Origin of the sequence: Nocardia sp. NBC_01329 (assembly GCF_035956715.1) — a bacterium.
Taxonomy (GTDB): Bacteria; Actinomycetota; Actinomycetes; order Mycobacteriales; family Mycobacteriaceae; genus Nocardia.
Genome location: NZ_CP108381.1, coordinates 3,550,522 through 3,575,278 on the forward strand (window position 1 = coordinate 3,550,522; position 24,757 = coordinate 3,575,278).

Annotated in this window: 27 protein-coding genes; 11 read left to right on the forward strand and 16 right to left on the reverse strand. The window is 67.4% G+C overall.

The features are described from left to right. Window positions 1-21 precede the first annotated feature (21 nt). The 3 genes from OG405_RS15960 to OG405_RS15970 all read right to left on the reverse strand — a co-directional run bounded on the left by OG405_RS15960 (window position 22) and on the right by OG405_RS15970 (window position 2,046). Window positions 22-903, reverse strand: a complete 882-nt coding sequence (locus tag OG405_RS15960; protein WP_327147290.1) for a hypothetical protein — start codon at window positions 901-903, stop codon at window positions 22-24. A gap of 15 nt (window positions 904-918) precedes the next feature. Beyond that, a complete protein-coding gene (locus tag OG405_RS15965) occupies window positions 919-1,485 on the reverse strand; it encodes a hypothetical protein (protein ID WP_327147291.1) in 567 nt (188 codons plus the stop codon). 246 nt (window positions 1,486-1,731) lie between these two features. Beyond that, window positions 1,732-2,046, reverse strand: coding sequence for a hypothetical protein (locus tag OG405_RS15970; RefSeq protein WP_327147292.1), 315 nt, complete (start codon window positions 2,044-2,046; stop codon window positions 1,732-1,734). A 482-nt stretch (window positions 2,047-2,528) separates the two neighbouring features. On the opposite strand from OG405_RS15970, the gene OG405_RS15975 reads away from it, so the two are divergent. Beyond that, window positions 2,529-3,413: a helix-turn-helix domain-containing protein gene (locus OG405_RS15975; protein ID WP_327147293.1), complete on the forward strand. Its 885-nt coding sequence runs from the start codon at window positions 2,529-2,531 to the stop codon at window positions 3,411-3,413. Next, entirely contained in the window at window positions 3,410-3,613 is a 204-nt protein-coding gene (locus OG405_RS15980; RefSeq protein ID WP_327147294.1) for a DUF397 domain-containing protein, read from the forward strand. Before OG405_RS15975 ends, OG405_RS15980 begins: the two co-directional genes overlap by 4 nt. A gap of 217 nt (window positions 3,614-3,830) precedes the next feature. Here OG405_RS15980 and OG405_RS15985 read toward each other — a convergent pair whose 3' ends face one another. From OG405_RS15985 to OG405_RS15995, 3 genes are all read right to left on the reverse strand, one after another. After that, on the reverse strand, window positions 3,831-4,511 hold the full coding sequence (locus OG405_RS15985) for a lysophospholipid acyltransferase family protein (protein WP_327147295.1): 681 nt from the start codon (window positions 4,509-4,511) through the stop codon (window positions 3,831-3,833). A 141-nt stretch (window positions 4,512-4,652) separates the two neighbouring features. Beyond that, entirely contained in the window at window positions 4,653-5,954 is a 1,302-nt protein-coding gene (locus OG405_RS15990; RefSeq protein WP_327147296.1) for an RNA polymerase sigma factor, read from the reverse strand. 12 nt (window positions 5,955-5,966) lie between these two features. After that, window positions 5,967-6,386 carry a YciI family protein gene (locus OG405_RS15995; protein WP_327147297.1) on the reverse strand — a complete coding sequence of 140 codons (420 nt, stop codon included), beginning with the start codon at window positions 6,384-6,386 and terminating at the stop codon, window positions 5,967-5,969. Window positions 6,387-6,648: 262 nt separating this feature from the next. Here OG405_RS15995 and OG405_RS16000 point away from each other — a divergent pair, with 262 nt between their 5' ends. Both OG405_RS16000 and OG405_RS16005 read left to right on the forward strand, forming a co-directional pair. After that, the gene (locus OG405_RS16000; protein ID WP_327147298.1) at window positions 6,649-7,110 is read left to right on the forward strand and encodes a DUF7144 family membrane protein; all 462 of its coding nucleotides are present in this window, start codon (window positions 6,649-6,651) and stop codon (window positions 7,108-7,110) included. Between the two features lie 118 nt (window positions 7,111-7,228). Next, window positions 7,229-8,494 carry a cation:proton antiporter gene (locus OG405_RS16005; protein WP_327147299.1) on the forward strand — a complete coding sequence of 422 codons (1,266 nt, stop codon included), beginning with the start codon at window positions 7,229-7,231 and terminating at the stop codon, window positions 8,492-8,494. Here the strand turns inward: OG405_RS16005 and OG405_RS16010 are convergent. From OG405_RS16010 to aztA, 4 genes are all read right to left on the reverse strand, one after another. Further along, on the reverse strand, window positions 8,491-9,768 hold the full coding sequence (locus OG405_RS16010; protein WP_327147300.1) for an acyl-CoA dehydrogenase family protein: 1,278 nt from the start codon (window positions 9,766-9,768) through the stop codon (window positions 8,491-8,493). The genes OG405_RS16005 and OG405_RS16010 overlap by 4 nt on opposite strands. A gap of 8 nt (window positions 9,769-9,776) precedes the next feature. Beyond that, on the reverse strand, window positions 9,777-10,778 hold the full coding sequence (locus OG405_RS16015) for a phosphotransferase family protein (RefSeq protein WP_327147301.1): 1,002 nt from the start codon (window positions 10,776-10,778) through the stop codon (window positions 9,777-9,779). Beyond that, window positions 10,775-11,071 carry a DUF6285 domain-containing protein gene (locus tag OG405_RS16020; protein WP_327147302.1) on the reverse strand — a complete coding sequence of 99 codons (297 nt, stop codon included), beginning with the start codon at window positions 11,069-11,071 and terminating at the stop codon, window positions 10,775-10,777. The genes OG405_RS16015 and OG405_RS16020 overlap by 4 nt, the downstream gene beginning before the upstream one ends. 240 nt (window positions 11,072-11,311) lie before the next feature. Then, window positions 11,312-11,983, reverse strand: coding sequence for a zinc ABC transporter ATP-binding protein AztA (gene aztA, locus OG405_RS16025; protein WP_327147303.1), 672 nt, complete (start codon window positions 11,981-11,983; stop codon window positions 11,312-11,314). Window positions 11,984-12,042: 59 nt separating this feature from the next. On the opposite strand from aztA, the gene aztB reads away from it, so the two are divergent. From aztB to OG405_RS16045, 4 genes are all read left to right on the forward strand, one after another. Next, window positions 12,043-14,088: a zinc ABC transporter permease AztB gene (gene aztB / locus OG405_RS16030; RefSeq protein ID WP_327147304.1), complete on the forward strand. Its 2,046-nt coding sequence runs from the start codon at window positions 12,043-12,045 to the stop codon at window positions 14,086-14,088. Further along, the gene (aztC, locus tag OG405_RS16035) at window positions 14,085-15,002 is read left to right on the forward strand and encodes a zinc ABC transporter substrate-binding protein AztC (protein ID WP_327147305.1); all 918 of its coding nucleotides are present in this window, start codon (window positions 14,085-14,087) and stop codon (window positions 15,000-15,002) included. Before aztB ends, aztC begins: the two co-directional genes overlap by 4 nt. A gap of 58 nt (window positions 15,003-15,060) precedes the next feature. Then, window positions 15,061-16,212 carry a zinc metallochaperone AztD gene (gene aztD, locus OG405_RS16040; RefSeq protein ID WP_327147306.1) on the forward strand — a complete coding sequence of 384 codons (1,152 nt, stop codon included), beginning with the start codon at window positions 15,061-15,063 and terminating at the stop codon, window positions 16,210-16,212. Window positions 16,213-16,532: 320 nt separating this feature from the next. Further along, window positions 16,533-17,177 carry a pentapeptide repeat-containing protein gene (locus OG405_RS16045; RefSeq protein WP_327147307.1) on the forward strand — a complete coding sequence of 215 codons (645 nt, stop codon included), beginning with the start codon at window positions 16,533-16,535 and terminating at the stop codon, window positions 17,175-17,177. 42 nt (window positions 17,178-17,219) lie between these two features. Here the strand turns inward: OG405_RS16045 and bla are convergent, their stop codons facing one another. Further along, a complete protein-coding gene (gene bla / locus OG405_RS16050) occupies window positions 17,220-18,167 on the reverse strand; it encodes a class A beta-lactamase (RefSeq protein WP_327147308.1) in 948 nt (315 codons plus the stop codon). Between the two features lie 163 nt (window positions 18,168-18,330). Between bla and OG405_RS16055 the strand changes: the two genes are divergently transcribed. Next, window positions 18,331-19,206 (forward strand): LysR family transcriptional regulator, encoded by an 876-nt coding sequence (locus OG405_RS16055; RefSeq protein WP_327152353.1) that lies wholly within the window; start codon window positions 18,331-18,333, stop codon window positions 19,204-19,206. Continuing rightward, entirely contained in the window at window positions 19,203-20,099 is an 897-nt protein-coding gene (locus OG405_RS16060) for a serine hydrolase (RefSeq protein ID WP_327147309.1), read from the forward strand. The genes OG405_RS16055 and OG405_RS16060 overlap by 4 nt, the downstream gene beginning before the upstream one ends. Window positions 20,100-20,179: 80 nt before the next feature. Here the strand turns inward: OG405_RS16060 and OG405_RS16065 are convergent, their stop codons facing one another. From OG405_RS16065 to OG405_RS16080, 4 genes are all read right to left on the reverse strand, one after another. Continuing rightward, entirely contained in the window at window positions 20,180-20,614 is a 435-nt protein-coding gene (locus tag OG405_RS16065; RefSeq protein ID WP_327147310.1) for a hypothetical protein, read from the reverse strand. Between the two features lie 46 nt (window positions 20,615-20,660). Beyond that, window positions 20,661-21,893, reverse strand: coding sequence for an RNA polymerase sigma factor (locus tag OG405_RS16070; RefSeq protein WP_327147311.1), 1,233 nt, complete (start codon window positions 21,891-21,893; stop codon window positions 20,661-20,663). Then, window positions 21,890-22,261 carry a YciI family protein gene (locus OG405_RS16075; protein ID WP_327147312.1) on the reverse strand — a complete coding sequence of 124 codons (372 nt, stop codon included), beginning with the start codon at window positions 22,259-22,261 and terminating at the stop codon, window positions 21,890-21,892. Before OG405_RS16075 ends, OG405_RS16070 begins: the two co-directional genes overlap by 4 nt. 61 nt (window positions 22,262-22,322) lie before the next feature. Continuing rightward, on the reverse strand, window positions 22,323-22,970 hold the full coding sequence (locus OG405_RS16080; RefSeq protein WP_327147313.1) for a DUF998 domain-containing protein: 648 nt from the start codon (window positions 22,968-22,970) through the stop codon (window positions 22,323-22,325). A 158-nt stretch (window positions 22,971-23,128) separates the two neighbouring features. Here OG405_RS16080 and OG405_RS16085 point away from each other — a divergent pair, with 158 nt between their 5' ends. Further along, window positions 23,129-23,557 carry a hypothetical protein gene (locus OG405_RS16085; RefSeq protein ID WP_327147314.1) on the forward strand — a complete coding sequence of 143 codons (429 nt, stop codon included), beginning with the start codon at window positions 23,129-23,131 and terminating at the stop codon, window positions 23,555-23,557. Between the two features lie 91 nt (window positions 23,558-23,648). Here OG405_RS16085 and OG405_RS16090 read toward each other — a convergent pair whose 3' ends face one another. Continuing rightward, window positions 23,649-24,305, reverse strand: coding sequence for a hypothetical protein (locus OG405_RS16090; RefSeq protein WP_327147315.1), 657 nt, complete (start codon window positions 24,303-24,305; stop codon window positions 23,649-23,651). Window positions 24,306-24,757: the final 452 nt, after the last annotated feature.

Below are 24,757 nucleotides of genomic sequence, written 5' to 3' on the forward strand. Positions count from 1 at the left end.
CGGCGGTCGTGGAGAGGTTGGTCAGCGGTCTCGCTCCAGTTCTCGGTTTCGATCCCTGCCCGGCGCATCCCTCCTGCTGCGAGTCACCTGCGGGGGCTCCCGGAAGGCCGACCGAACCCCGGGCGTGGGCCGATTGATGCGAAGTATGTCTGCCGCTTGGTGGGGGCTCATGGGCGGCTTTTCCCCACGGGCCACTGCCTCTCGATCCAGACGAGCCCGCTCGGCTACCCGTTCGACGGCCTCACGTTGTTTCCGCCGCTCCTCGCGTATCTGCCGTTCGCGCTCTTGCTTCTCCTGCGCTTTCTTGACCGCCTCCTGGACTCGCTGCTTCTCCTCCCTCTTCTCCCGCGCCTCTTTCAACCGCTCCCGGGACCGCAACTTGCCGGAGTCGAAGAGTTCCAGTTGATTGGGGTTTCGCTCGAGGTTCCTGCCGATTGCTCGTGCCCGTTCCGCCTCTTCTGCGGAAATCTCGATGAGCTGGAATCGTCCTTCGAATTCCTTTTCCAGCTTCTCCAACTCGCGACGGGCGGCCGGATCAGGGGAACCCTCGATGACGATCCACGCGCCCTTGGCTTTCGGATCGCTGCGAAGGTGTTCGCCCTCCTTGGATATCTGATCCATCACGAATTCGCCACCGACGGACTTGGCGTGCTTGTATTCCCTGAATTCGTGATCGTTCAGGGACCTGGCGGCGTCGTGAATCCGCTCTCGGCCGGACGGCAGCTTGACGGATCGCTGGTTCTCCCAGCCGTTTTGGCGTGTCTCACCCCGGATTTCTGCGATCCCGTTGTGAAACCAGCGCCCGATGTCATTGGAGTTGCGGGCGCGCTCGGATCGTTTGCGCTGCTCTCGACGCTCGCGATCGACCTGGCGTCGCCGACGCTCATCATCCTCGTCGGACATCCCCCGGCCCCCCGATCAGGCCAGGCCGTGCTTCCGCCGTAGCTCTAGACCTTCGTGCTCCAGCCCGTGCGTTGCGGCGTAGTCGACCGACCTGGAATACCACTCGGTGGTGATCACTACGAAGCGCTTTTGGGCTGCGGCGTCCAGCAGCAGGTTTATCGGGTAGTCGGTCTCGTCCGTCCAGTCGTAGCTGATCGTAGGACCGAAGCTGTGGAACAGCTGCATCTCGGGGTCGTTGATCCAGCGGCCGTCGCAGTGCCTGACGAAGTAATCGCCGATGTAGGCCACGAACGCATTCACCAGCTCGGTATTGCCGGGCTCGAACAGCACATCTTCGTCCGGGACGACGTAGTCGAACGCGTCATCGAGCCAGTGCAGCGTCATTTCATCGCTGTAGCGGTCAACGCCCACTGGCATCGGACCGATGGGCTTGGCCGAACCGGTACGAGTTTTCCAGTCGGCGGGCACCCCCGGCAGCGTCTCGGTGAACAACTTGTCGATCCGCTCCGAGATGCGTTCCGGGCTCGACCACACCACCCACTCCGGGTCATCTTGCGCCGACCTGTTGATCTCATCGCTCACTGACTGATTCCTTCCCCTCGCTGCTGCCCCGGTCAGCGCATCGTGTCCGACATTTTATCGCCATCAGAGGAGATCTATGGACGCACGCACCGCTCCGAGGCCATGGGCAATCGGCTGAGCGTGGCGGGCTAAGCACAACTCACCCGGCATGGAATGCCGCGCTCGTCCATGCCAACTGCAACACCGCAGCTCGCGTGGCGACGCTCATCTCCCAGGTGGACCACGAGCCCGGTGGGTTTTTGCGTCTCAGGCTATGGGTTTGTTCGATACCGGCGGCCATCGGTAGCCCCGGGGGTAGACATCTCCCGGAGTGACCAGCACGGCGTTCTCGGTAATGAGGTCGAAGATGTCGCGGCAGTGTGCGAAGTCGGGCACCGCGACCGCCCGGGCGCCCCACTCCGCCGCATGCCTGGCCAGTCCGTGCATCGCCAGCAGTGGGTTCGTCGTGTCCATCTCGACCGTGAAAACCAGCCGGTATCCGTGCATCGCGGCGAGTGCGTACAGGTCGACGTCGCGCGCCGTTACGCCCGGCCGGATCAGGCCGATCGCCGCGTTGTCCATGCTCCACCTCCGACCGCCCGACCCTGCTGCGCGTCCGCCTCCTCGACCCACCTGCGCATAACCTTCAAGAGATGTTCCAGGAACGCGGCCGTCGATGGCGGTGTCCACTGCGGTCCGTCCGAGACATCGGTGTCGCGCGGTCTGGTCGGCAATGGCTCTAGGGCTGTGGCGCTCATGATCCCCTGCTCCTGGCATAGTCTTGGTGAGCACCCGATGCGGGGTCCGACGGTGGCGTCAGCTATTTGGATGCGGACCACCATCTTTCGGCCATCCTGGCGTCGATCTGGTGTCCTCGACTGAGATTCGAGGTGGCCCGCATCGGGTGCTCAATCAGTAGAACTCCGCCCCAAGCTAATTGGGAAGCAATAACCTGGAGATTCCAAAAGAAAGTCGCGGTTTTCCTGCACAGATGTTGCGAGGCTTGGGCTTCCATGTGCGGGCTTCCAGATTTCGACCATCCGGTTAGCGAAGGTAAGGAAAATATGGCAAACGGATCTACGCTTCCACGACGGGCTTTGGGTCGCCAACTGCGAAAACTCCGCGATAGAGCCGGTCTCACTCAGACGGCAGCGTCACGGGTAGCCGAGATATCTCCGCAGTCCTACGGCCGGATCGAGGACGGCCGACAGACGAAGGTCACCGATCTCGGACTGAACGCCCTTGCCAATGCCTACAAGGCCACGGACGAAGAGCGCCAACTACTTCTGGACCTGGCCCGGGAGATCCGGATAGCTACGGCGTCGGGCGGCAGCTGGTGGCGCGGTTACACAGACGCGATTGCCTCGGGATTCGATCACTACCTGTCGCTCGAGGAGTCGGCGTCCTGGGTGACCAGCTGGCAGACGACTGTCATACCCGGGCTGTTGCAGACTCGCGAATACCGTCGGGCCATCGACTGGTCATTGAACCCGAACGCCGCCACCGAAGATGTGGAACGCAAGCTCGACGTGATCACCCGGCGGCAAGACTTGCTGGATCAGCCCGGGTTCCGTTTCGAAGCACTGCTCAGCGAGGCGGTGATCCGGTACCAGATCGGCGGGGCGGCGGTCATGGCCGATCAACTCCAGCACCTCATCGAGCGGACCGAGCTCTCCGGCGTCGAGATCCGGATCGTGCCATTCGCCGAAGCAGATCCGGTGGGACTTCTGGCCAAGAGCTTCGTCCTGATCTCCTTCCCACCCCTATCGTCCAGCAGGCTCCAAGAACCGCCGGTGGCCTACACAGAGCTGCTGACCGGTGACCTCTACATGGAACGAGGCCCGGAACTGGATCGGTATGCCCAGGAGGCCGAGCGAATTCGGCATGTAGCGTGGTCCGAGTCGGCATCCAGGGATGCGATGCTGCGAGTACATAAGGAGCTGAAATGATGGACCTGTCCGGCGCACGGTGGTTCAAGAGCACCAAGAGCGGAGGCGGTCGGGATTGCGTAGAGGCCGCCCACCTGTATGGCGGGTACGTCGGCGTCCGCGATTCCAAGAACCCCACAGGGCCCGCACTCGTCTTCACCCCGAGCGAATGGGATGCCTTCATCGGCGGCGCGAAAGACGGCGAGTTCGACCGCCCCTGATTCGGCCGCCTGGGATGAGCCCTGATCTTCAACTGTTGAAGGTCAGGGGCTCTCTGTCTGAAGAGATCGACGAACAACGCGGTGCTGAAACAAGTGCCCTGATGCCACACCGCAGCCACCGCCGGCCGGCCTCGTGCCGATCCACGGCCGGACGCTCACTCAGAGTTGCCCGGTGGCTTCTGGATCCTTAGATTGTCCTGGGGAATTCGTCGATCGATCACGGTTCCCGTAGTTCCGGGGCATCGCGCAATTCCTCGATTCGCTGCCGCAGCCGATCGAGGAACTGCTGCGGATCGTCGAATTCCGCCGGGTCGAGGGGGTTTCCGAACCGAACGGTCACCCGGCGCCGCCGATCGAAGGCCGGGCGACCGGCCCGGAGCCGCCGCATCGGCATGACCTCGTCGGTGCCGGTGGTACCCACCGGCACCACCGGCACTCCGGACGCGAGAGCCAGTTTCGCCACCCCTGGCTTGTACGGTTCGGACTCGCCGGGCGCGACCAGCCGTCCCTCCGGGTAGATGATGAGCACACCTCCGTGTCGGAGGACCTGCTCGCCCTGGGCCAGCGCTGATTGCCCGGACGCGCTGTCGCGGCGCACCACCGGGATCTGCCCCAGCCGCCGCACCAGCCATCCCACCACCGGCCACGACCAGAGTTCGGCCATCGCAATGGCCACCGCTCGCCGCCGCAGCGCACCCCACAGGAACACCGCGTCCAGCATGGAGATGTGGTTGCCGGCCACGATCACCGGGCCGGTCCGCGGAACCAGCTCACGTCCGATCACAGTGACCCGCACGAATTTCGACCACGCCGATATCCGCAGTACCCGCCGGACCAGTTCCGTGGTCACCCAGGCGCGTTTACCGAGCCCCTTGGGCCGCGCGACTCGCTCGTTCATGTCCACCCCGTAATCCGCTGCCGATGGGCTTCCACACCGGTCCGGATCGATCATCGTCACCGAAGCGGGGCGCGGGAACCGGGAAACTACTCACCCGCCGGACATGACGTGGACGGCGGCCGGTTCGCTCGGCCGCCGTCCTCACGCGACCGTGCCCGGGTCCAGAAGTTCGATCTTTCGCTCCAGTACCGACCGCTCACGTGCGTTGCCGCACCGGGCGATCGCCCGGTGCAGTTCGGCGCGTGCCTCGTCCGTACGACCCAACCGGATGAGCAGTTCACCGCGCACGCTGGGCAGCAGATGCGAATTCGCCAGTTCTCCGGCGGCCTCCAGCTCGTCGACGATCGGCAGCGCCGCCGCCGGACCCCGCGCCATCGCGACCGCCACCGCCCGGTTCACCTCGACCACCGGCGCCGGCGCGAGCCGGCCCAACGCCTCGTAGAGCAGGACGATCCGATCCCAGTCGGTATCGGCCACCGACGGCGCGACCGCGTGACACTCGGCGATCGCGGCCTGCAGCCCGTATATCCCCAGCCCGCGGCGCGCCCGTTCGGCGCGGGCCAGGGCCGCCCGGCCGCGACGGATCGCCGAGCGGTCCCAGCGCCGCCGGTCCTGGTCCTCCAGCAGGACCGGTTCGCCCTCGGGGCCGGTCCGGGCCGGAAACCGGGCCGCGGTCAGTTCCAGTAACGCCAACAGGCTGTGTACCTCGGGTTCGTCCGGAAGGAGCCGAGCCAGCACCCGGGCCAGTCGCTGGGCTTCGGCGGCCAGATCGAATCGGATGAGGTCGGTACCGGAACTGGCCGACGATCCCTCGGTGAAGATCACGTAGATCACCCGCAGCACGGAGATGAGCCGGCCCGCGCGTTCGGCCGCCGGGGGAATCTCGAACGGCACTCGGGCCGCGGCCAGCGTTTTCTTCGCCCGGGTGATCCGTGCCTGGACGGTGGCTGTCGGCACCAGGAATGCCCGGGCGATCTCGTCGCTGGTGAGACCCCCGATCACCCGGAGTGTGAGGGCCACCCGCCCCTCCGGCAGCAGGACCGGATGACAGGCGACGAACATCAGGGCGAGGACATCGTCATCGATCCGGTCCGGATCCCACAGCACCTGCTCGGCGACCCGCATCGGGTCCGCCGGGTCGCTGCCGGCGGCGACGCCGCCCTCACCCAGTTCCCGGGCGAGGGCGGCGTAGCGGTCGTCTAGAGCGGCACGGCGGCGGAACCCGTCGATCGCCCGGCGCCGCCCGACGGTGAGCAGCCAACCAGCGGGATTGCGGGGCACACCGTCGCGCGGCCAGGTCACCAAGGCTTCGGCAAGGGCTTCCTGGGCGAGATCTTCGGCGAGGGTGAACTCACCGGTGTAGCGGGCGAGCGCACCGACGATCCGCGCCGATTCGATGTGCCAGACCGCAGCCACCGCCGCCCGGCCCTCGTGCCGATCCACGACCGGGCGGCCTCAGAGCTGCCCGGTGGCTTCGCGCCAGGCCCGTTCCTTCTGGATCCAGACATTGTCCTGGGGGAATTCGTCGATGGTGCTGACCCGCCGGATCTCGGTTTTGAAGCCGGCGCCGGTCATCGGCATCCGTTTGGCCCATTCGACGGCCTCTTCCTTCGAGGCGACATTGAGGATGTAGTAGCCGTTGAAGAGCTCTTTGGTCTCCCCGTACGGTCCGTCGGTCACCACCGGGTCCGCCGACGAGTAGTCGACGACGACTCCTTCGGCGGCGTCGTCGAGGCCTTCCGCGGCAAGCAGCACACCGGCCCGGATCAATTCGTCGTTGAACTTGCCGATCGTCTCCAGCATCTCGGTGAAGTCGATATCGCCCATCGCGGCGAAGGCTTCGTCGGTGGCGCGCATGATCAGCATGTATTTCATATCCGGTCTCCTTGTTCTCGGGCCCCTTCCGGACCCTTTCACTTATAGGTCGAACGGGGTGGACCCCGAATCGACAACCCGCCGGAGATTTTTTCGGAAAGTCGCGACTCGGTTCCGTTTCCTCGACGAATCGGCCGGAACGCGCTGGCCAGTGGCATAATTCTCGATCAGGACAAAGGAATCGAAGTGTGGCATATGAGGGCGTCACCGGCGATCAGTTCTCGAGGTCCGGTGTGGCCCCTCCCATCCGAAGGGAGTTGTTATGACCACCGACCCCGCAGCACCGACCGCCGGTAGAACAGCGGCCACCGGGGCACATGCGGCCGGCACCGGCGAGCGGCCGGTGAAACAGGCCGTCGCCGGCGGTACGTCCATAGCGGCGGCGGCACTGCTTCTGGTCTCCGGGTTCATCACCCTGTTCCAGGGGATCTCCGCGGCCGCCAACGACGATGTGTTCGTCGCCGGTCCGAACTATGTGTACGAACTGGACCTCACCAGCTGGGGCTGGATCCATATCGTCTTCGGCATCCTGCTGATCCTCACCGGTCTGGCGCTCTTCACCGGGGCACTGTGGGCGCGGATCACCGCGATCGGCCTGGTCGCCCTGTCGATCGTGGCGAATTTCCTGTGGATCCCCTGGTATCCGCTGTGGTCGATCCTGATCATCGCGATCGATATCGTGATCATCTGGGCCATCGCCACCTGGGACACCGATCGGGTCTGAGCCGGTCCCGCTCTGAGCTCGCCGGGTACGGTGCCGTACCGCGGCGGCCCGGAAACCGCACCGCACGGCGAACGTGTCGGCGGCCGGTTCCCGGGTCGGCCGGTGCGACCATGATCGGATGACGCTCTCGGCGGCCCCCGTGGATCAGGAGTCGTCGGCGATCGTCTCGCTGTTCTGGATCGCGGCCGCCGCGGTGGCCGCGCCGCTGGTGTCGCGGCTGGTCCGCGGGCTGATACCCGATGTAGTCGTCCTGTTGGTGCTCGGCATCGTGCTGGGCCCCTTCGCGACCGGGCTGGCCGATACCGCGGGCGGGGTGCAGTTGCTGAGCGAACTCGGTCTTGGCATGTTGTTCCTGCTCGCCGGCTACGAACTGGACACCCGGCTGCTGCGCGGCAAACCGGGCCGGGCCGCCTGGCTGACCTGGCTGGCCGGGCTGGGGTTCGCACTGCTCATGGTGTGGCTGGCCGCGCCGGGCGCCGGGTTCACCACCGCCATCGCGGTTGCCATCGCCCTCACCTCGACCGCGCTGGGCACCCTGCTACCGATCGTGAAACAGGACGGTGTCCTCGATCAGCCGCTGGGCCGGGCGGTGCTCGCGCACGGCGCGGTGGGTGAGCTCGGCCCGGTACTGGCGATGTCGATACTGCTCACCCGCCAGAACCTGCCGGCCGCCCTGCTGGTACTGCTGCTGTTCGCGGCCGCCGCGGGAGTGGTTTCGTGGGTACCGCAACGCATTCTGGACCGCCATCCCGGCACCGAACGCGTCCTCGCCGCCCTGACCACCGGCGCCAACCAGCTGCCGGTCCGGCTCGTGTTCCTCCTGTTGCTGATCCTCATGACGGTGGCCGAGGTTTTCGATCTCGACGTCGTGCTGGGCGCTTTCGCGGCGGGACTGATCCTGCGCCGGCTCATCGCCGAAACCCATCCCGAGATCCAGGCTTCGCTGGAAACGATCGGGTACGGGGTATTGATACCGATCTTCTTCGTCGTGTCCGGGATGGGTATCGACCCGGCGTCGGTGATCGACGAACCGGTCCGGTGGGTCGTCTTCGTGCTGGCGATCGCCGTCGCCCGTGGGGTGACGGTGTGGTTGAGCGAGCGGTTCGTCCCGCACGGAGCCAATCTGGAATTCCCGCGCGAGCGGGTGCAGCTCGCGCTGTACGCGGCCACCGGGTTGCCGATCATCGTCGCGGTCACCCAGGTAGCGACCCGGTCCGGTCTCATCGACGCGGATCTGGCCTCGACCCTGGTCGCGGCCGGGGCCACCACGGTTCTGTTGTTCCCGCTGATCGCGAAGTGGGTGCGCGGCCCGGCTACCCCGACGGATGAGCCGCACGCGACGTCGTCGCGAAACAGGCAGTGGCGACCATGGAGCTTCGACTAGGGCTTCGCGGCTCCGACGCCCTTCACCACGGCGCGATCCATGAACCCGAACAGGTAGCCGGCCACCCGGCGCATCTGGATCTCCTCCGCGCCCTCGGTGATGCGGTAGCGGCGGTGGTGGCGGTAGATGTGCTCGAACGGGGTGTAGCGCGAATAACCGAGGCCGCCGTGCACCTGCATGGCGCGATCGGCCGCCTCGCAGCACAGCCGGTTGGCCCAGTAGTTGCACATCGAAACCTGCTCCGACACCGCGAAGGTGCCGTAGGTGTCCATGGACCAGGCCGTCTTGTGCACCAGCGCCCGCAGCATCTCGCACTGGGTGTGCAGTTCGACAAGCTGGAACTGGATGGCCTGATTCGACGACAGCGGTTTGCCGAACGGTTTGCGCTCGTTGGCATAGGCAACGGCGCGATCCACGCAGTACTGGGCGGCCCCGAGACTGGATGCGGCCTGCCGGATACGGTTCTCGTTGAAGAAATGCTGGACCACGCCCAGACCACGACCCTCCTGGCCGAAGATCGCCGAATCCGGGACACGCACCTCGGTGAGCGAGACCCGGGCATGGTCGGTGGGCATGTTGAAGGTCCACAGATATTCTTCGACCCGGAATCCGGCCGTATCGGTGGGCACCAGGAACGCCGTGATACCCCGGCCCTCACCCGCGGCGCCGGAGGTGCGGGCGAAGATGAGGTCGGCGTCGGCGATGTGCACGCCGGTGTTCCAGGTCTTGGTGCCGTCGATAACCCATTCGTCGCCGTCGCGGACGGCGGTGGTCTCCATATGGGTGGCATCGGATCCGTGTTCGGGTTCGGTGATACCGAAGGCGAAGAAGCGGGTTCCGGCGGCGAGGCCGTCGACCCACTGCGCCTTCTGCACCGCGGTCCCGTATTGCAGCATCAACAGCAGGCCGACATTGTTCGCGACGACAGCGTGCTCGTTCTGCAGATCGCAGTGCAGGCCGAGGCCGCGGCGGGCCAGATGTTCGCGGATCACCGCCATTCCGAGATTGGTGCCGTCCCGGCCGCCGAACTCTCGGGGGAAGGCGTAGCGATAGTGGCCCGCGGCGTCGGCGCGGCGCCGGGATTCGGCGAGCAACGCTTCCCAGTCCTCGGTGGGCAGGCCCCCGCGGTCCCAGTCTGTGCGGGCGTCCTCGCGACGATGGTCGAAGAAGCGGATGTTGTCGTCGGCCTGTTCGAGCGGCCGGATCTCGCGTTCGATGAACTCGTCGAGTTCGGTGAGATAGGCCGACAGATCGGCGGGAAGCTCGAAATCCACTGTCTCTCCTATGCTTTCACGCGGGGCCGGATCTGCATGAGCAGATCCCATTCGATTTCCGATACGCGGCGCCCACTGGCGGCCATGACGATGTCATGGACGGTGCCGTCGAGATGAGCGGCCGCCTGCTGGGCCAGCCCCACCCCCCAGTACAGCGTGCCCATGACCTTCCACCAGCGGTAGCGGTCCAGATCGAAGTTCCCGCCCGCCTCCTCATAGCCGCCGACGAAGGTCTCGCGGTCGGCGAAACCGCCGAATTCACGGGCATCCTCACGGAAGCGCCACATACGCAGCGCCGGCCAGGCGACATCACGCATGGGATCACCGAACCGCTGGGTCCCCTCCCAATCCAGTACCGCGCGCAACCCGTCGGCGCCGATGATCAAGTTACCGTTGCGCATATCGGTGTGCACCAGCGCGGGCGCGGGTGGTGGGCCGGGCAGCCGTTTCTCCAGCCAGCGCAACGCCAGGGCGAACACGGGCCGGTCGGCGAGCAGCGCGCGGGCACCGGCCGCCACCCGGGCCAGATGTTCGGCGGCCGGGTCGGAACCGGCAGCCGGAACCGTTTCCGGGGCGGCGGCCGGGTCGATACCGTGCAATCGGGCCATGGCCGAACCCCACTGGCGCGCGGTCTCCGCCGCGTTGCCGGACGCGGCGAGGGTGCGTAACACCCTGCGCGGGACCGTTTCACCGTCGATGTGCTCGGAGATCACGAATGGTTCACCGACGTAGGAGGTATCGGTGCAGACCGCGACCACGGCCGGGACCGGGACCCCGTGCGCCCGGGCCAGTTCGCGGACCCCGGCCTCGCCGTCGACCGGCATCAGTTCCACGGTGGGCGGCACGATGGTCGCCACCAGACGGCGGGGCGTATCCACCGCGGTGGCAGTGAATGCGATATTGCGCCGCCGGGCGCCGGCGGAGAGGAACTGGACATCGCTGATCGTGACCGGATCGCCGAACGCGCGGCTCAGATAGTCGGTCAGGCCCGCGACCGGATCGGCACTCATTCGCCTTCCCAGCTGTCGTAACCCGGTTTGGCGATGGCGAGGTCGGCGCGGACCACCTCGGCGAGTGCCTGCCACAGCGCCTCGTCGTCGCCGACCGGTACCGCCGCGAGCAGTTCCTGCTCCCGGAGCACCGCCGCCGGTCCCAGTTCGACCTCACGTCCGAGGATGCGGGCCAGGTTCGCCCCGACCCGGGCTCTGTGCCGCAGGTCGGGCGGCAATGCCGGCAGCAGTGTGTTCTCCAGCAGCTCGGCGAGAGATTCCAGCAGCTCGGCGGCGGTCGGGCGGTTCTGCACTACGGCTCCCCTCGGTCGGTTCCGGCTCGGCGGGACAGGGCCGGGGGTACCGTGGCCGGTTGCGGAGCGACCACGATCCGACCTCCTTGTCGTCGCTACGAGCGAGCGGTGAGACAAACAGTAGAGGATGTTCTCATCGTCGCACCAGGGTCGTGGGATCCGCGTCCGAACGGCCGCGAGGCCGGGCAGGTCGCGGCGGGGCCGGGAAGGCCGGCGGTGTCGGCGCGGGCCCGACGAGCCTCAGGCAGCCGCGGCCAGGACAGCTTCCGGCTCGCCCTGCTCGACGACCCGGCCGCCGCGCAACAGCAGACAGTGGTCGGCGTCCCGCGCCTCGACCGGGTCGTGGGTGGCGTGCACGACGGTGACCCCGGCGGCGGCGACATCCCGAATCGCCGAGCTGATGGCCGTCCGCGCGGTCGCGTCCAATCCCGTACCGGGTTCGTCCAGCAGGAGTAGACCGGACTGCTGGGCAAGTGCGCGGGCGAGCAGCACACGCTGGCGTTGCCCGCCGGAAAGGGTGTCGAGGCGGCGATCGGTGAGGTCGGTGATATCCATGCGCGCCAGGCAGTCCGCGACGATCGCCCGATCGGCCCGGGTGATGCGGCGCCACAGGCCACGGTGCGCCCAGCGGCCCATGACGACCGTTTCACCGACGGTGATCGGCAATGTCGCGGGTATCGCCTGCTGCTGGACGACCAGCGCCGGCCGGGACTCGCCGAGTCCGGTGACCGATCCGGCCAGGGGCGTGACGACACCGCCGAGCACGGCGAGCAGCGTCGATTTCCCGGAGCCGTTGGGGCCCATCAGTGCGGTGACCTGCCCGCCCGGTATCGCCGCGGTGACCTCGTGCAATACCCGATTCCCCCGGTAACCGGCAGATAGGCCGGTGATCTCGATTCCCGCGGTGTGCATACTGTGACTCCAACCGATAACTTGTAATGACAATCGTTATCAGTTTAGAGTCTTTGTTCATGGATTGGCTGATCGCCCCGTTCGAAGTCACCTTCGTACAACGAGCCCTATGGGGCGGGCTGCTGGTCTCCTGCCTGTGTGCGCTCGCCGGAACCTGGGTCGTGGTGCGCGGTATGGCCTTTCTCGGTGAAGCCATGGCGCACGGCATGCTGCCGGGGATCGCGGTCGCGGCCCTACTCGGCGGCAACCTCCTGCTGGGCGCGGTGGTGAGCGCCTCCGCCATGGCGGCCGGGGTCTCGGTCCTGAGCCGGAACCGGCGACTGTCCACCGATACCGGCATCGGACTGCTGTTCGTGGGCATGCTCGCGATCGGGGTCATCCTGATCTCGCGCTCACAGTCTTTCGCGGTAGACCTCACCGGATTCCTCTTCGGTGATGTGCTCGCGACGCGACCGGGCGATCTCCTCTTCCTGCTGAGCGCAGTCGGTATCGCCCTGGTGATCACAGTGCTGGGTCACCGGGCCTTCCTCGCCCTCGCCTTCGATCCGCGCACCGCGCAGACGCTCGGATTGCGGCCGCGCCGAGCGCAGATCGCGCTGCTCGCCCTCTTGACGCTCGCCATCGCCGCGTCGTTCCATGTCGTGGGGACCCTGCTGGTGTTCGGATTACTGGTCGCGCCGCCCGCGGCCGCTACCTACTGCACGCACCGGATTCCACGGATCATGCTGCTGGCAGCGGGTTTCGGTGGTCTGGCCACCGTCGCGGGCCTGCTCATCTCCTGGCACGCCCGCACCGCGGCAGGGGCAACCATCGCCGCGACAGCGGTGGCCATCTTCTTCACCGTCGCGACCGGCGCTCGCCTGCGCGCGGCGCTACGCGGTAGGTCACGCGGTGGACCCGGCACCGGTCCGGATTCCCCGCGCCCGCGTACCGGGAAGTACCGGGCCGGACGGACGGCCGGGGTGGTCACCACAGCGTTGCTGCTCGTGCCGGTCGCCGCGTGCGGCAGCGCCATGAGCGAGACGACAACGGAATCGGTGCCCCACGGATATATCGAGGGTGCCGAGGAGAGCGCCGGCGCCCGAGCACAACTGGTGATCGCCGAGCGGTCCTCGGGCGGCGTGCGCATCCTGGACCTGGTGACCGAGGAGGTCCTCACGCAGGACCCGGTCCCGGGCGTCGCTCATATCGCGGACGACGGCCGGTACGCGTATCTCGCGGCCACCGAATCGACCACGATCATCGACAGCGGCAGCTGGGTCGTCGACCACGGCGACCACGTGCACTACTACCGGGCCCAGCCACGCCGCCTCGGCACACTACCGGGGTCCGTTCGAACCGCGCACAGCGATACCGTGCTCGCCGCACCGGTTCTCGGCGACGGTTCCACCGCCCTCACCGACCGGGCGGCGCTCGACGAGGGCACCCTCACACCGGGTCCGGTCCTCGGCGGAGCCGCGCTCCCCTACGGCGGACATCTGCTCGTAGCCGATGCCGGCACCGGGTCGATCCAGGTCCGGGACCGGGAGAACGCACTGATCCAGACCCTCGAACCACCGTGCGCGCGCCCGGGCGGGCAGACGCTGACCCGCCGCGGTGCCGTGTTCTCCTGCGCGGACGGCGCACTGGTGGTGCGGGAGCGCGATCACCGTTTCAGCGCCGAGAAGATGCCCTACCCGGCCGGGACGACCGGCAGCACAGCCCGGTTCTTCCACCGGCGCGGCAGCGATGTCCTGGTGGCGGTCCGGGATTCACGGGTCCTGGTCCTCGATCTCGGGCACCGGAGCTGGCGTTCGATCGAAACCGGGCCGGTCACCGCGGCGACCACCGCGGGCGCCGGGACCGATGTGCTCACCTTGGATCCCGCCGGTGTCCTGCACTCCTACGACCCGGAGACCGGCGCCGAGACCGCGCAGCGCCCGGTGCTGTCCGGGCCGGTCGATCCCGCGAGGCCGCCCGTACTCCTGGTGGATGCCGAGCGTGCCTATGTCAACGACCCGGCCGGCCGACGTGTCCACGAAATCGACTACGCCGACGGGTTGCGCATCGCCCGCACCTTCGACCTCGAGATCACCCCCGACCTGATGGTGGAGACCGGACGATGAACACCGCACGCCGAATCTGCGCGGCACTGCTCGTCGCGATCGCGCCCCTCGCCGGTTGCGGGGTCACCGACTCCGGCGGCGGCGGAATCGTGGTCACGACCGACATTCTCGGCGATATCACTCGGGCGGTGGTCGGCGACGCAGCGCCGGTGACAGTGCTGATGCCGCCGAATTCCGACCCGCACTCCTTCGCGCTCTCGGCGCAGGAGGCCGCCGTACTCGGTGATGCCGACCTCATCGTCGAGAACGGCCTCGGTCTCGAGGAAGGCCTGGCACGCCATGTGCAGACCGCCGCGGACAGCGGGGTCGCGACACTGCCGGTGGGTGCCGATATCGATCCACTCCCCTATCGGGCCGGCGACGCCGCCGGACAACCCGATCCGCATTTCTGGACCGACCCGCAGCGGGTGCACCGCGCGGTGGAGGTGATCCGCGACCGGGTGATCGGCACGGTGCCCGGGATCGACCCCGATACCGTACGCGCCAACGCCGACCGCTACCTCACCGAACTCGATCGGCTGCAACAGTGGATGTCCGACGAATTCGCCGCTATCGCACCCGAGCGCCGCAAACTGGTCACCAATCATCACGTCTTCGGTTATCTCGCTGCCCGTTTCGACTTCGAGGTGGTGGGCGCCGTCATTCCCGGCGGCACGACGCTGGCTTCGCCCAGCGCCGCCGATCTCGCCGACCTGGCCGCCGCCGTCCGTACGACCGGGGTGCCGGCGATCTTCGTCGACTCCGACCGTCCGGACCGGCTGACCCGGGCCCTCACCGAACAGGCGGGCGTCCAGGTGCGCATCGTCGGCCTGCATTCGGAGGCACTGACCGCGCCCGGCGCGGGCGCGGCCACCTACCTGGAAATGATGCGCGCCAACACCACCGCGATGGTCGAGGGTCTGGCCGCCGCGTAACCCGGGACAGCTGCGATATCTCGCTGCCGCAGCCAGCACAACAGAATGAGGGAATGTTATGCGTATTCGGACCGGCCCGAAACGGGCCGTGGCCCTGTCGGGGCTGCTCACCGCGGTAGTCGCGCTGAGCGGCTGCGGAAACGACACCGAGGACAAGGCGGCGATCGCCGAACCACTGGCCGTGACCTACGACGGCGGTATCCACCTCTTGGACGGCAACACCCTGGTCCTCGGCGGCGGGATCGAACTCGCGGGATTCAACCGGGTCAACCCGGCCGGCGACGATCAGCACATCATCGTGTCGACCTCGGACAGGTTCCGGGTATTGGACGCCGTCGGCGGGCAGTTCACCGATATCGAGTTCCCGGCACCCAAACCGGGGCATGTCGTGCGGCATGCCGGACGTACGGTCCTGTTCTCCGACGGGGCCGGTACGGTGACCTCGTTCGATCCCGCCGATCTCGCCGAAGGCGCCCCGCCGACGTCCGAGTACCGCGCTGCGGCACCGCATCACGGAGTGGCGGTGGAATTGGCGAGCGGCGAACTGGCCGTCACACTCGGCACCGCGGAGGAGCGGGTCGGGCTGGCGATTCTCGACGCCGATCGGAAAGAAGTCACCCGTAGCGAGCAGTGCCCCGGGGTGCACGGTGAGGCCACCGCGGCCGGGGACACGCTGGTCGTGGGCTGCCAGAACGGGGCGCTGGTCTACCGCGACGGCAAACTCACCAAAGTCGCCAGTCCCACCCCGTACGGCCGGATCGGCAATCAGGCCGGCAGTGACGTCTCGCCGGTCGTACTCGGTGACTACAAGAAGGACGAGGAGGCGGAACTGGAACGTCCCGAACAGATCTCGCTGATCGACACCGAATCCGGCACGCTGCGCCTGGTCGATATCGGCACCAGCTACACCTTCCGTTCATTGGCCCGCGGCCCGCAGGGTGAGGCCCTCGTCCTCGGCACCGACGGCGCCCTGCGCGTCATCGACCCGGTGACAGGCAAGATCACGCGGACGATCGATGTCCTCGATCCGTGGCAGGAACCGATCGAATGGCAGCAGCCCCGTCCGGCGCTGTTCGTCCGCGGCGGAATCGCCTATGTCAGCGATACGTCGACCAAGCAGATCCACCGTATCGATCTGGCCTCCGGTGCGGTGACCGCGTCGGTGACCCTGGACGAGACTCCGAACGAGATCAGCGGCGTCACCTCCTGATCGGCACCCGGACATGCTCGCCCGGCACGGCGTGAGGGGCCGGGCGAGCAGTACCTGGAGCAGCACCTGAGCCAGACCTACCGATGACGGCGGTAGCTCCTATCTTTACAACTATTGCAATCTTTTGAGAACCAACAGGTTCGCTGATGAACTCGCGATCATGGTGCATCTTCGCGACCGCGAGCGGTTCTCGTGACGGCCCCGCGGCGGGGTCGGGTCACTCAGCATCGGGTGGCGCAGACCGTGGCGTCCGAACCGCCGGGTGTAGCGTCTCGGGCGGAAAGTCACCGAGTTATCGATTGCGATCTCGTGAGGGTGCCATGCCGCGGGAACTGACCGATCTGCCGTTCGCGAATCTGCTGGAGCCGGCGGGCGAGATAGATATCGAAGGTGAGTACGACTGCCTGCTGTTCGACAACACGGTCCTGTCCGATCCCGACGCTCGCCACACCGTATTCGACCAGTGCGCCTTCCGGTCCGCACATCTGGACGGGGGTTCGGCACGTGGCGCGCGATTCAGCGAGGTCTGGTTGCACGGGGTCCGTATCACCGGAACCGATCTGGCGGACGCGGTCTGGATGGACACCGAGGTGGTCGAGGGCGCATGGTCCGGGGTCGAAGCGAGCGGCGCCGAGTTGCGCCGAGTGGAGTTCCACAACTGCAAACTCGATTCGGTCAACTTCCGGGGCGCGAACCTGACGAAGGTCCGGTTCGTCGACTGCGTGCTCCGGCACGTCGATTTCGGGGGTGCGAAACTGAACGAGGTCGATTTCCCCGGTTCGGAGATATCGGCACTCGTGGTCCGGGATGCGCGGCTGACGAAGGTGGATTTCCGTGGGGCGGCGGCACTCCGGGTCGACGAGGGAGTCGACGCTCTACGCGGCGCGATCGTGACTCCGGGCCAATTGCTCGATCTCGCACCGGCATTCGCGGCATCCGTGGGTCTGCTCGTCCAGCCCGAATAACGCCGTGCCGGGTGGGCCGTCCGGTCTGCGTCTATTCGCTGCTCACTGCGACATTGTGCCCAGTACCGCGGCCGTCGCGTCGGCGACCGCGGCGTCGGCACCGGCGGCCATCGGGTAGCCGGTGGTCGAGCGGCTGAAGATCACGAGCACCAGCGATGTCCCGGTGGGGCTCCACACCACCCCGGCGTCGTTGGCGGTGCCGTACGCGCCGCTACCGGATTTGTCCGCCGCCACCCATCCCACCGGCAGACCCTTGCGCAGCCGTTCGCGCGAGGTCACACTCGACCGCATCCAGCTCGTGAGCATCCGCCGGTACTCGGTACTCAGCCCGTCGCCGAGGACGAGCTTCCGATAGCCGGCGGCGAGCGCGGACGGGGTACTGGTATCCCGTGGGTCGCCGGTCAGCGCCTCGTTGAGTTCCGGTTCCCAACGGTCCAGCCGGGTCTGCGGATCGCCGATCGACCGCGCGAACTCGGTTACTGCTCCCGGGCCCCCGAGCCGGCGCAGCAGCAGATTCGCCGCCGTGTTGTCGTTACGTACCAGCGCCGCCCGGCACAGGTCGTAGTAACTCATGAGTTCGCCGGCGTGGTAGCTGGTGACCGGTGAGCTGATCACGAGGTCCTGCCGAGTGATCAGCACCTTGTCGTTGAGATCCAGTTCCCGGCGTTCGGCGAGCCGAAGGATCGCCGCCACCGCGTACACCTCGAACGTGGCCGACATCGCGAAGCGATCGTCGCCGTTCCACTCGAAGGTCCGCCCACCCCGGGGGTCGACGGCCGCGATCCCGAACAGCACGTTGTACCTGGCCTGCAGAGTCATGAGCGTGTTGCTCAGGTCGGTGGTCTCCTGGGTACTGACCGACGGCGAGTCGGCCGGCGTACCGGTATCGCGGTCTCCGCACGCTGTCGCGGAAAGGGCGACCGCCGTCAAGACGAGTGCCAGTGATCGCCGACTCGACGGGATGCGATGAGCGGATCGGTTCGGTTTCACCCTCGCAGCAGACACCGCCCGATCGACGGCCGCCAATATCCGACACTCCCGTACACCAGTCGAATTTGATATAACACCAGGTTAAATTGGGTTTCATTGGTTGAAATGGTCGGTGAAACCGCAGTTCGGCGGCGGGGTCCGACGGCACTGGTTCAATATCGCTATGGACCTGATCCGCCACCTCGGCTATTTTGTCGCCATCGCCGATGAAGGTCATTTCGGACGGGCCGCCACGGTACTGGATATGACACAACCCCCGCTGTCCCAGGGGTTGCGGCGGTTGGAGAGCCGACTGGGCGTCGAGCTGGTCCATCGCACCCGGCAGGGGGCGGTGCTCACCGCGGCGGGCCGGCAACTGCTGCCCCGGGCCCGGCTCCTGGTCGACGACGCGCAACGTCTGCTCGCCGAGGCGCAGCGGATCGCCCGCACCCGCGGCACAGTGCACTGGGGCGCCACCTCCGCCCTGCCCGATCGGATCGTCACCGCCTGTGTGACCGGGCTGCGCACCGGGAACACCTCCGGCGAAGCGGTGTCCACCGATATGGGTACGACGGTGGACCTGGTGACGGCCGTCCGGTCCGGCCTGTGCGATCTGGCGGTGATCGAGCATCCGGCGCTGGTCGATGGCGTGGAGGCCAGATCCGTCGTGAAACTCCCGCGCTGGATCGTCGTACCGGCCGGCCACCGCAGCGCCGCCACCGAGCGCCCGGCATTCCCGATGCTGGCCGACCTCACCTACGCCGCCTATCCGCGTGCCGCCAACCCCCCCGCCTCCGATACGGTCCGGGACCTACTGCGCGAACGCGGTCTCGACGTTCAGGCGGTCACCGTGCACGACGACCGCGCCGTACTCGCGGCGGTCGCCGCCGGGACCAGCTTCGGGCTCACCACCACCGCGCCGTCCGATATTCCGGGTGTCGCCTGGTTACGGATGGCCCCGCAGGCGGTGGCGCTGCGGTGCCGGGTGATCCACCGGGCCGGCGCCGAGGAGCAGGCCGACGCGCTGGACCGCGTTCTCTACCGGGAACGCCTCCGGTGACCACGGCCGATCGCATCAGGGCAGTTTTCGCCGACGCGGGTTGTACCGGACGATTGCACGCCCGCCGGTGCGATGGGAGCGGCGCGGAGGTCTCGGCCGGCGGAACCGAACGAGTGGTCACCGCCTCGGTGTACAAACTGCCGCTGCTCCTCGCCTACTGCCGCGCCGTGGATGCCGGGCGCCTCGACCCGCTGTCCCGGCTCACCCTCACTCCGTCGGAATGTACGCCGGGCCCCACCGGAGTATCGGCTCTGCACGACCCGATCACCATGAGCCGGCGTGATCTGGCGACCTCCATGATGACGGTCTCCGATAACGCGGCGGCGGATCTGCTGCTCGGCGAAGTCGGGCTGACCGCCGTGCACGAACTGCTGGAATCGCTGGACCTGGACCGCACACGCCTGGTCGGCGGCACTGCCGATATCCAGCGCAGTCTGGTGCGGGACACCGACACCCACGACACGGCGGCAGCGTTCGCCGCACTCGCCGACAACGACGAAGCCTGGACCGTTTCCGCCTACGACCCCGCGTACACGAGCGCGACGACCCCGGAGGAGATGACCCGGCTGTTGTCCGCGCTGTGGCGCGGACAGGTGCTGTCCCGGGAGCAGACGGATTTCGCCTGTTCGGTGATGCGCCGCCAGGTCTGGCCGCATCGGATCGCCGCCGGATTCCCTCATCGCGGTGTCGCCGTGGCCGGTAAGACAGGAACCATCGGCATCATCCGCAACGAGGTCGCCGTGGTGGAGTTCCCGGGTGAACATCCGGTCGCGGTAGCCGTTTTCACCCGCGCCGCCCGCGCCGATCCTGCCCTGCCCGCGGTGGATGCGGCGATCGCCGAGGCGGCGCGCATAGCGGTCACCGAACTGCGCCGGGCCCTGCCCGCCGCATGACCGGGGGCCCGGCCGCCTGTCGAGTCACGTCCGCGCGGCCGCCACCGGAAACCGGACCGCCGGATCACCGTCGCGCCGGATCACGCCTTGGTGATCAGTAGATCCACTCGGTAGTCGCCCACCGGAATCGTCCCGCTCGGCGGCCGCGCAGGACGGAGTGCCACCAGCTCGATCCGGTAGTCGTTCACGTTCGCACCGGTGCCGAATCGCCGGCTGGTATGCAGTTCCGGACGGGACCGCTGTCCGCCGACGCTCACCTCGATCACCACCGTCGCATCCCCTTCCCATACGCACGCGGTGGCGGCCGGACATCGGCTGTCGGCCGGTATCCCGGCGAACGAGGCGATCATCCGGTCGTCGTCGAGACTCGCCACGACACCGGCGGACAGCGTGAACGGTGTTCCGAGTTCCGCGGTCACCGGGGAGGTCGGAGGTTCGGCCGAGGCACCGCAGCTCATGGATGCCAGCAGTAGTCCCGCCAGGATCGGACACGACAGGAATTTCCAGGGCGACATGTGCCGATCCTGGCAGAGAAGTTCGTCCCGTAGGTGGCGGTCGCGGTCAGTCGAGCTGATCGGCTTTGCCGCGCAGGTATCGCTGTTCGACGCGGTTGCCGGTCAGGTCGGCGGCTCGGCGGAAGAGTTCGGCCGCGGTGGTCCGGTCGCCGAGTTGCTCCAGGAGGTGGGCGCGGACGGCGTGTTCGCGTTGCCGGGTGAGCGGGTTGCGGTCGAGGTGATGGTGTCGGTTGAGGTCGTCGAGCAGGGCCAGACCCCGGGTGGGGCCGTGAGCGTGGGCGACAGCCACCACCCGGGCGAGTTGTACGGGCGGGGTGGGAGTGAGGCGTTCGAGCCAGAGATAGAGCATCGCGATCTGGGGCCAGTCGGTGCGGCCCGGCTCGGCGGCGGCGTGTACCGCGGCGATCGCTGCCTGCAGTCGGTAGGGGCCGGCCGGGGCGCGGTTCCAGACACTGTCGATGAGCGCTGTTCCCTCCTCGATCATTTCGCGGTTCCACCGGCCGGGGTCCTGATCGGCGAGGGGTATGAGTTCGCCTGCGTCCGTGCGCGCTGTGCGGCGGGATTCGGTGAGCAGCATGAGCGCGAGCAGACCGGTCGCTTCCGCGTCGTCGGGGAGGGCGGTGTGCAGCAATCTGGTCAGCCGGATGGCTTCGTCGGTGAGGTCGACCCGGGTGAGTCCGGGACCGGCGGTGGTGGTGTAACCCTCGTTGAAAATGAGGTAGAGCACGCGTAGGACCGCGGTTATCCGGCTGTCGCGGTCGGTGCCGGTGGGCAGGGTGAAGCGGGCACCGACCTTGGCGAGTTGTTGTTTGGCGCGGCTGATCCGGGTGCCCATGGTGGTTTCGGTGGTGCCGTAGGCATGGGCGATCTCGGCGGTGGTCAGACCGCCGACCGCGCGTAGCGTGAGTGCCACCTGGGAGATGTGGCCGAGGGCGGAGTGGCAGCACAACATCAGCAGGGCGAGGCTGTCGTCGGTGTCTGTGGCGTGCGCCGCTCGGCCGGGTTCGGTCATGGCCGATTCGGCGGTGCCGGCTTCCAGTTCGCGTCTGCGGCGAGCCTGCTCGGAGCGCAGCAGATCGATCATCCGCCGGTATCCGATCCGGATCAGCAGGCTGCGCGGGTTGTCCGGGATCCCTTCGACCGGCCACGTGCGTGCGGCGGTGAGCAAGGCTTCCTGTACGGCGTCCTCGGCGATATCGAAACGTCCGAAGCGGCGGACCAGCGCACCGAGGACCTGCGGCGCTTCGGTGCGCAGCAGGTCCTCGATCTCGCGGGTCATGCGGTGAAGTCTTCACCCATGATCGGGCGGATCTCGATCGGTTCGCCGAGCGCTTCGACTATGCGGGTGGCGATCTCCACGGCCCGTTCATGGCCGGCGACGTCGATCACGGCGAAGCTGGCCAGGACTTCTTTCAGTTCGGCGAACGGCCCATCGGTGGCCACCACACCGTCAGCGTTTTTGCGGACGGTGGAGCTGACGGCCGGGTGACCGAGCCCCTCGCTGGAAACGAGCTCGCCGGCGGCGGTCAGTTCTTGTTCCAGCTGCTGGTAGGTAGCGAACGCCGCCAGCGCCTCCGCCGAGGGGGTCTCGGCGGTCGCGGCATCCCATGCGGTGGCCGGGGTGTAGCCGAGCAGCAGGTATTTCACGATGTCCTCCGATGTGGTGGGTTCTTGTCGCCACGGTAACCGGTGTGCGGGCGTCGTCGGCTCAGGCGGGACGCTGGGAGACCGCGAGCACTGTGATCCAGGTGAAGGCGATGAGGCCGTTGATCGCGATCTGAATGCTCATATGTTCGGGCGACACGGGCACCAGCAGAACGAGTCCGGCAACCGCGCTGGCGACAGCGGGAACAACCGCGCGGCGGCGGGCGCATCGCACGCACAGCACAAGTGCCGCGATCGCGAGCGCCGTGAAAGCCACCGCTGCGACGGCCGTGTGCGTGATGCTGTGCCAGGACATCTGCGCGACCGGCTCGTCGGGGGTGCCGGCCGGGAAACCGTTCTCCGGATCCATGGTGAATATGCCTGCCGCGACGAACCCGATTCCGAAGATTCCGACCAGGATCGGCAGCGCCCGCCGTCCGGTCCCCTCCCTGAGCGTGCGGCCGAGGCCTGCGGCGAGGGCCAGCGCACCCACCCCCGCGGTGATGAAAGTGAGGATCTGGATCCAGCCGAGGTCACCGGTGGCGAGCTGGCTGATCGGGTGCCGGGTGATGTCGAAGCCGTCGCGGGTGAGCATCTGGGTGATCGCCGAAGCGAAGAACAGCGGCCCGGCGGCGGCACCCGCGAGCAGTAAGCCCTCGGTTACCCGGCTCGGAGCACGGACGGTGGTCGGGGTGGTAGCTGCGAAGGTCATCGGGGCTTCCTTCCTCGGTGATGGGTTCTCGCTGCTACCTCGAAGCCGGCGGACACATCTCGACACTCAGAGAAGTGAGTCAGGTCACAGTCGATCGGTGTCGAAGCCCGGATGACGGCTCCGAGGTATCAGCGACAACTCACAACAGGAGGATCAAGATGACCGAGACTCAACAGCAGCCCACCCCCGAACTGAAAGCTCTGGACCGCCTGGTCGGCACCTGGAAGGTCAGCGGCGGTGCGGAAGGAACCGTGCGCTACGAATGGATGACCGGCGGGTTCTTCCTGCTCCAACACATCGACCTCACCCAGTTCGGCGAACCCGTCACCGGTATGGAGGTAATCGGCAACCTGCGCCCGTTCGGCGAACCGACCGGCCCCGATGTGGCATCGCGGTACTACGACTCGGTGGGCAACACCTTCGACTATGTCTACGAACTGACCGGCGACACGCTCACCATCTGGGCCGGCGCGAAGGGCAGCCCCGCCTACTACCAGGGCACCTTCGATGCCGACGGCAATACCGTCACCGGCGAATGGGTCTACCCCGGCGGCGGTGGATACGCCTCGGCAATGACCCGTATCTGATCCAGCGGCGACCCGTATCCGATCCAGCGGCCCGAGCCGGTCTCGTCCGGTTCGGGCCGGGACCGGCCGTCGTGGGTCGCCGGCAGAAGAGTCAGCGACCGACGGACACCGACCCGGGTCCACTCGTGACCTCCGGGGTCTGCGAACGGACCTCCGGGCTCTGCGGCCACGGGCCCGCGAAAGTCAGACCGAAGCGGCCACCGAGGCGATTGAGCGCTTCGGGGACGCCGAAGACCGCTTCACCGCTGAAGTCCGGATCCATCGGATCCACCAGACAGAACACACCGACCGAGTCCACCGCCATCCCCGGCACATAGGTGGCGAAGGTGAGCGCGGCCTCCAAGCTCTCCTCCTCGTCGCCCGGATACACCGGCCACGCTTCGGTCACACCGTTCCATTCGAACTGGAGTTCCCAGTGGTCATCAGCGCCTTCGACCAGCCGCACATCCCGGATCGTCACCGCGCCGCGGGCGCAGCCTGCCACGGATTCCAGTTCATCGCGGTACCAGTCGAGCCGCCGCTCGTCGTCGGCGTCGCCGATTCCGCGAAAGGTCTTGTAGTCGAATGTGTATCGGATGCCGAGTTCGGTGAGCAGGCCACGCAACGCACTTCGATCGGTATGGCCGAAATAGCTCAGCGGTTCGTCGAGTTCGCCGTGTTCGAACACCGCTCCCGGCGTCGACGCGTCGACCAGGCCCAGCTCTATCATCAGGTCCACCACCTCGCGGGTGGTGTGTGCGGAACCCACGCATCCTCCTTCCGGCGGCGGCCCCGACGGCCGGCGCGCCGGGCCGAGTATCCGTGTCGAACGGATGCGCTTCCAGTCGGCACCGTACCCATCGTCGGGGACAGACCCGGCCGTCGGGGGACCGATATCGGCCTTCGGCACGACGGTGCGCCGACAGCGTGCGGCGCACCGGCACCACAGCCCAGCTCAGCCGACCGGCGCGGGTCCGGTATCTGTGTCGACCTGTCCACCACCACTCGCAAGGAGTACGCCGACCGGTACGCCGCCAGGCACGCGAGTTGACCCCGGCCGCGGCAGCTGTCCCTCAGCAGCCCGACTGCTGCCGCCGGTACACCGCCGCCCGGATTCCTCGGAGTCCGGGCGGCGGTCGGCATCTCGGGTAGGAACAGAGCGGCACAGTCAGCTGCTGCGGCACCGGGCCGGCCGGCCCGAATATTCGATATTGCCGAGGA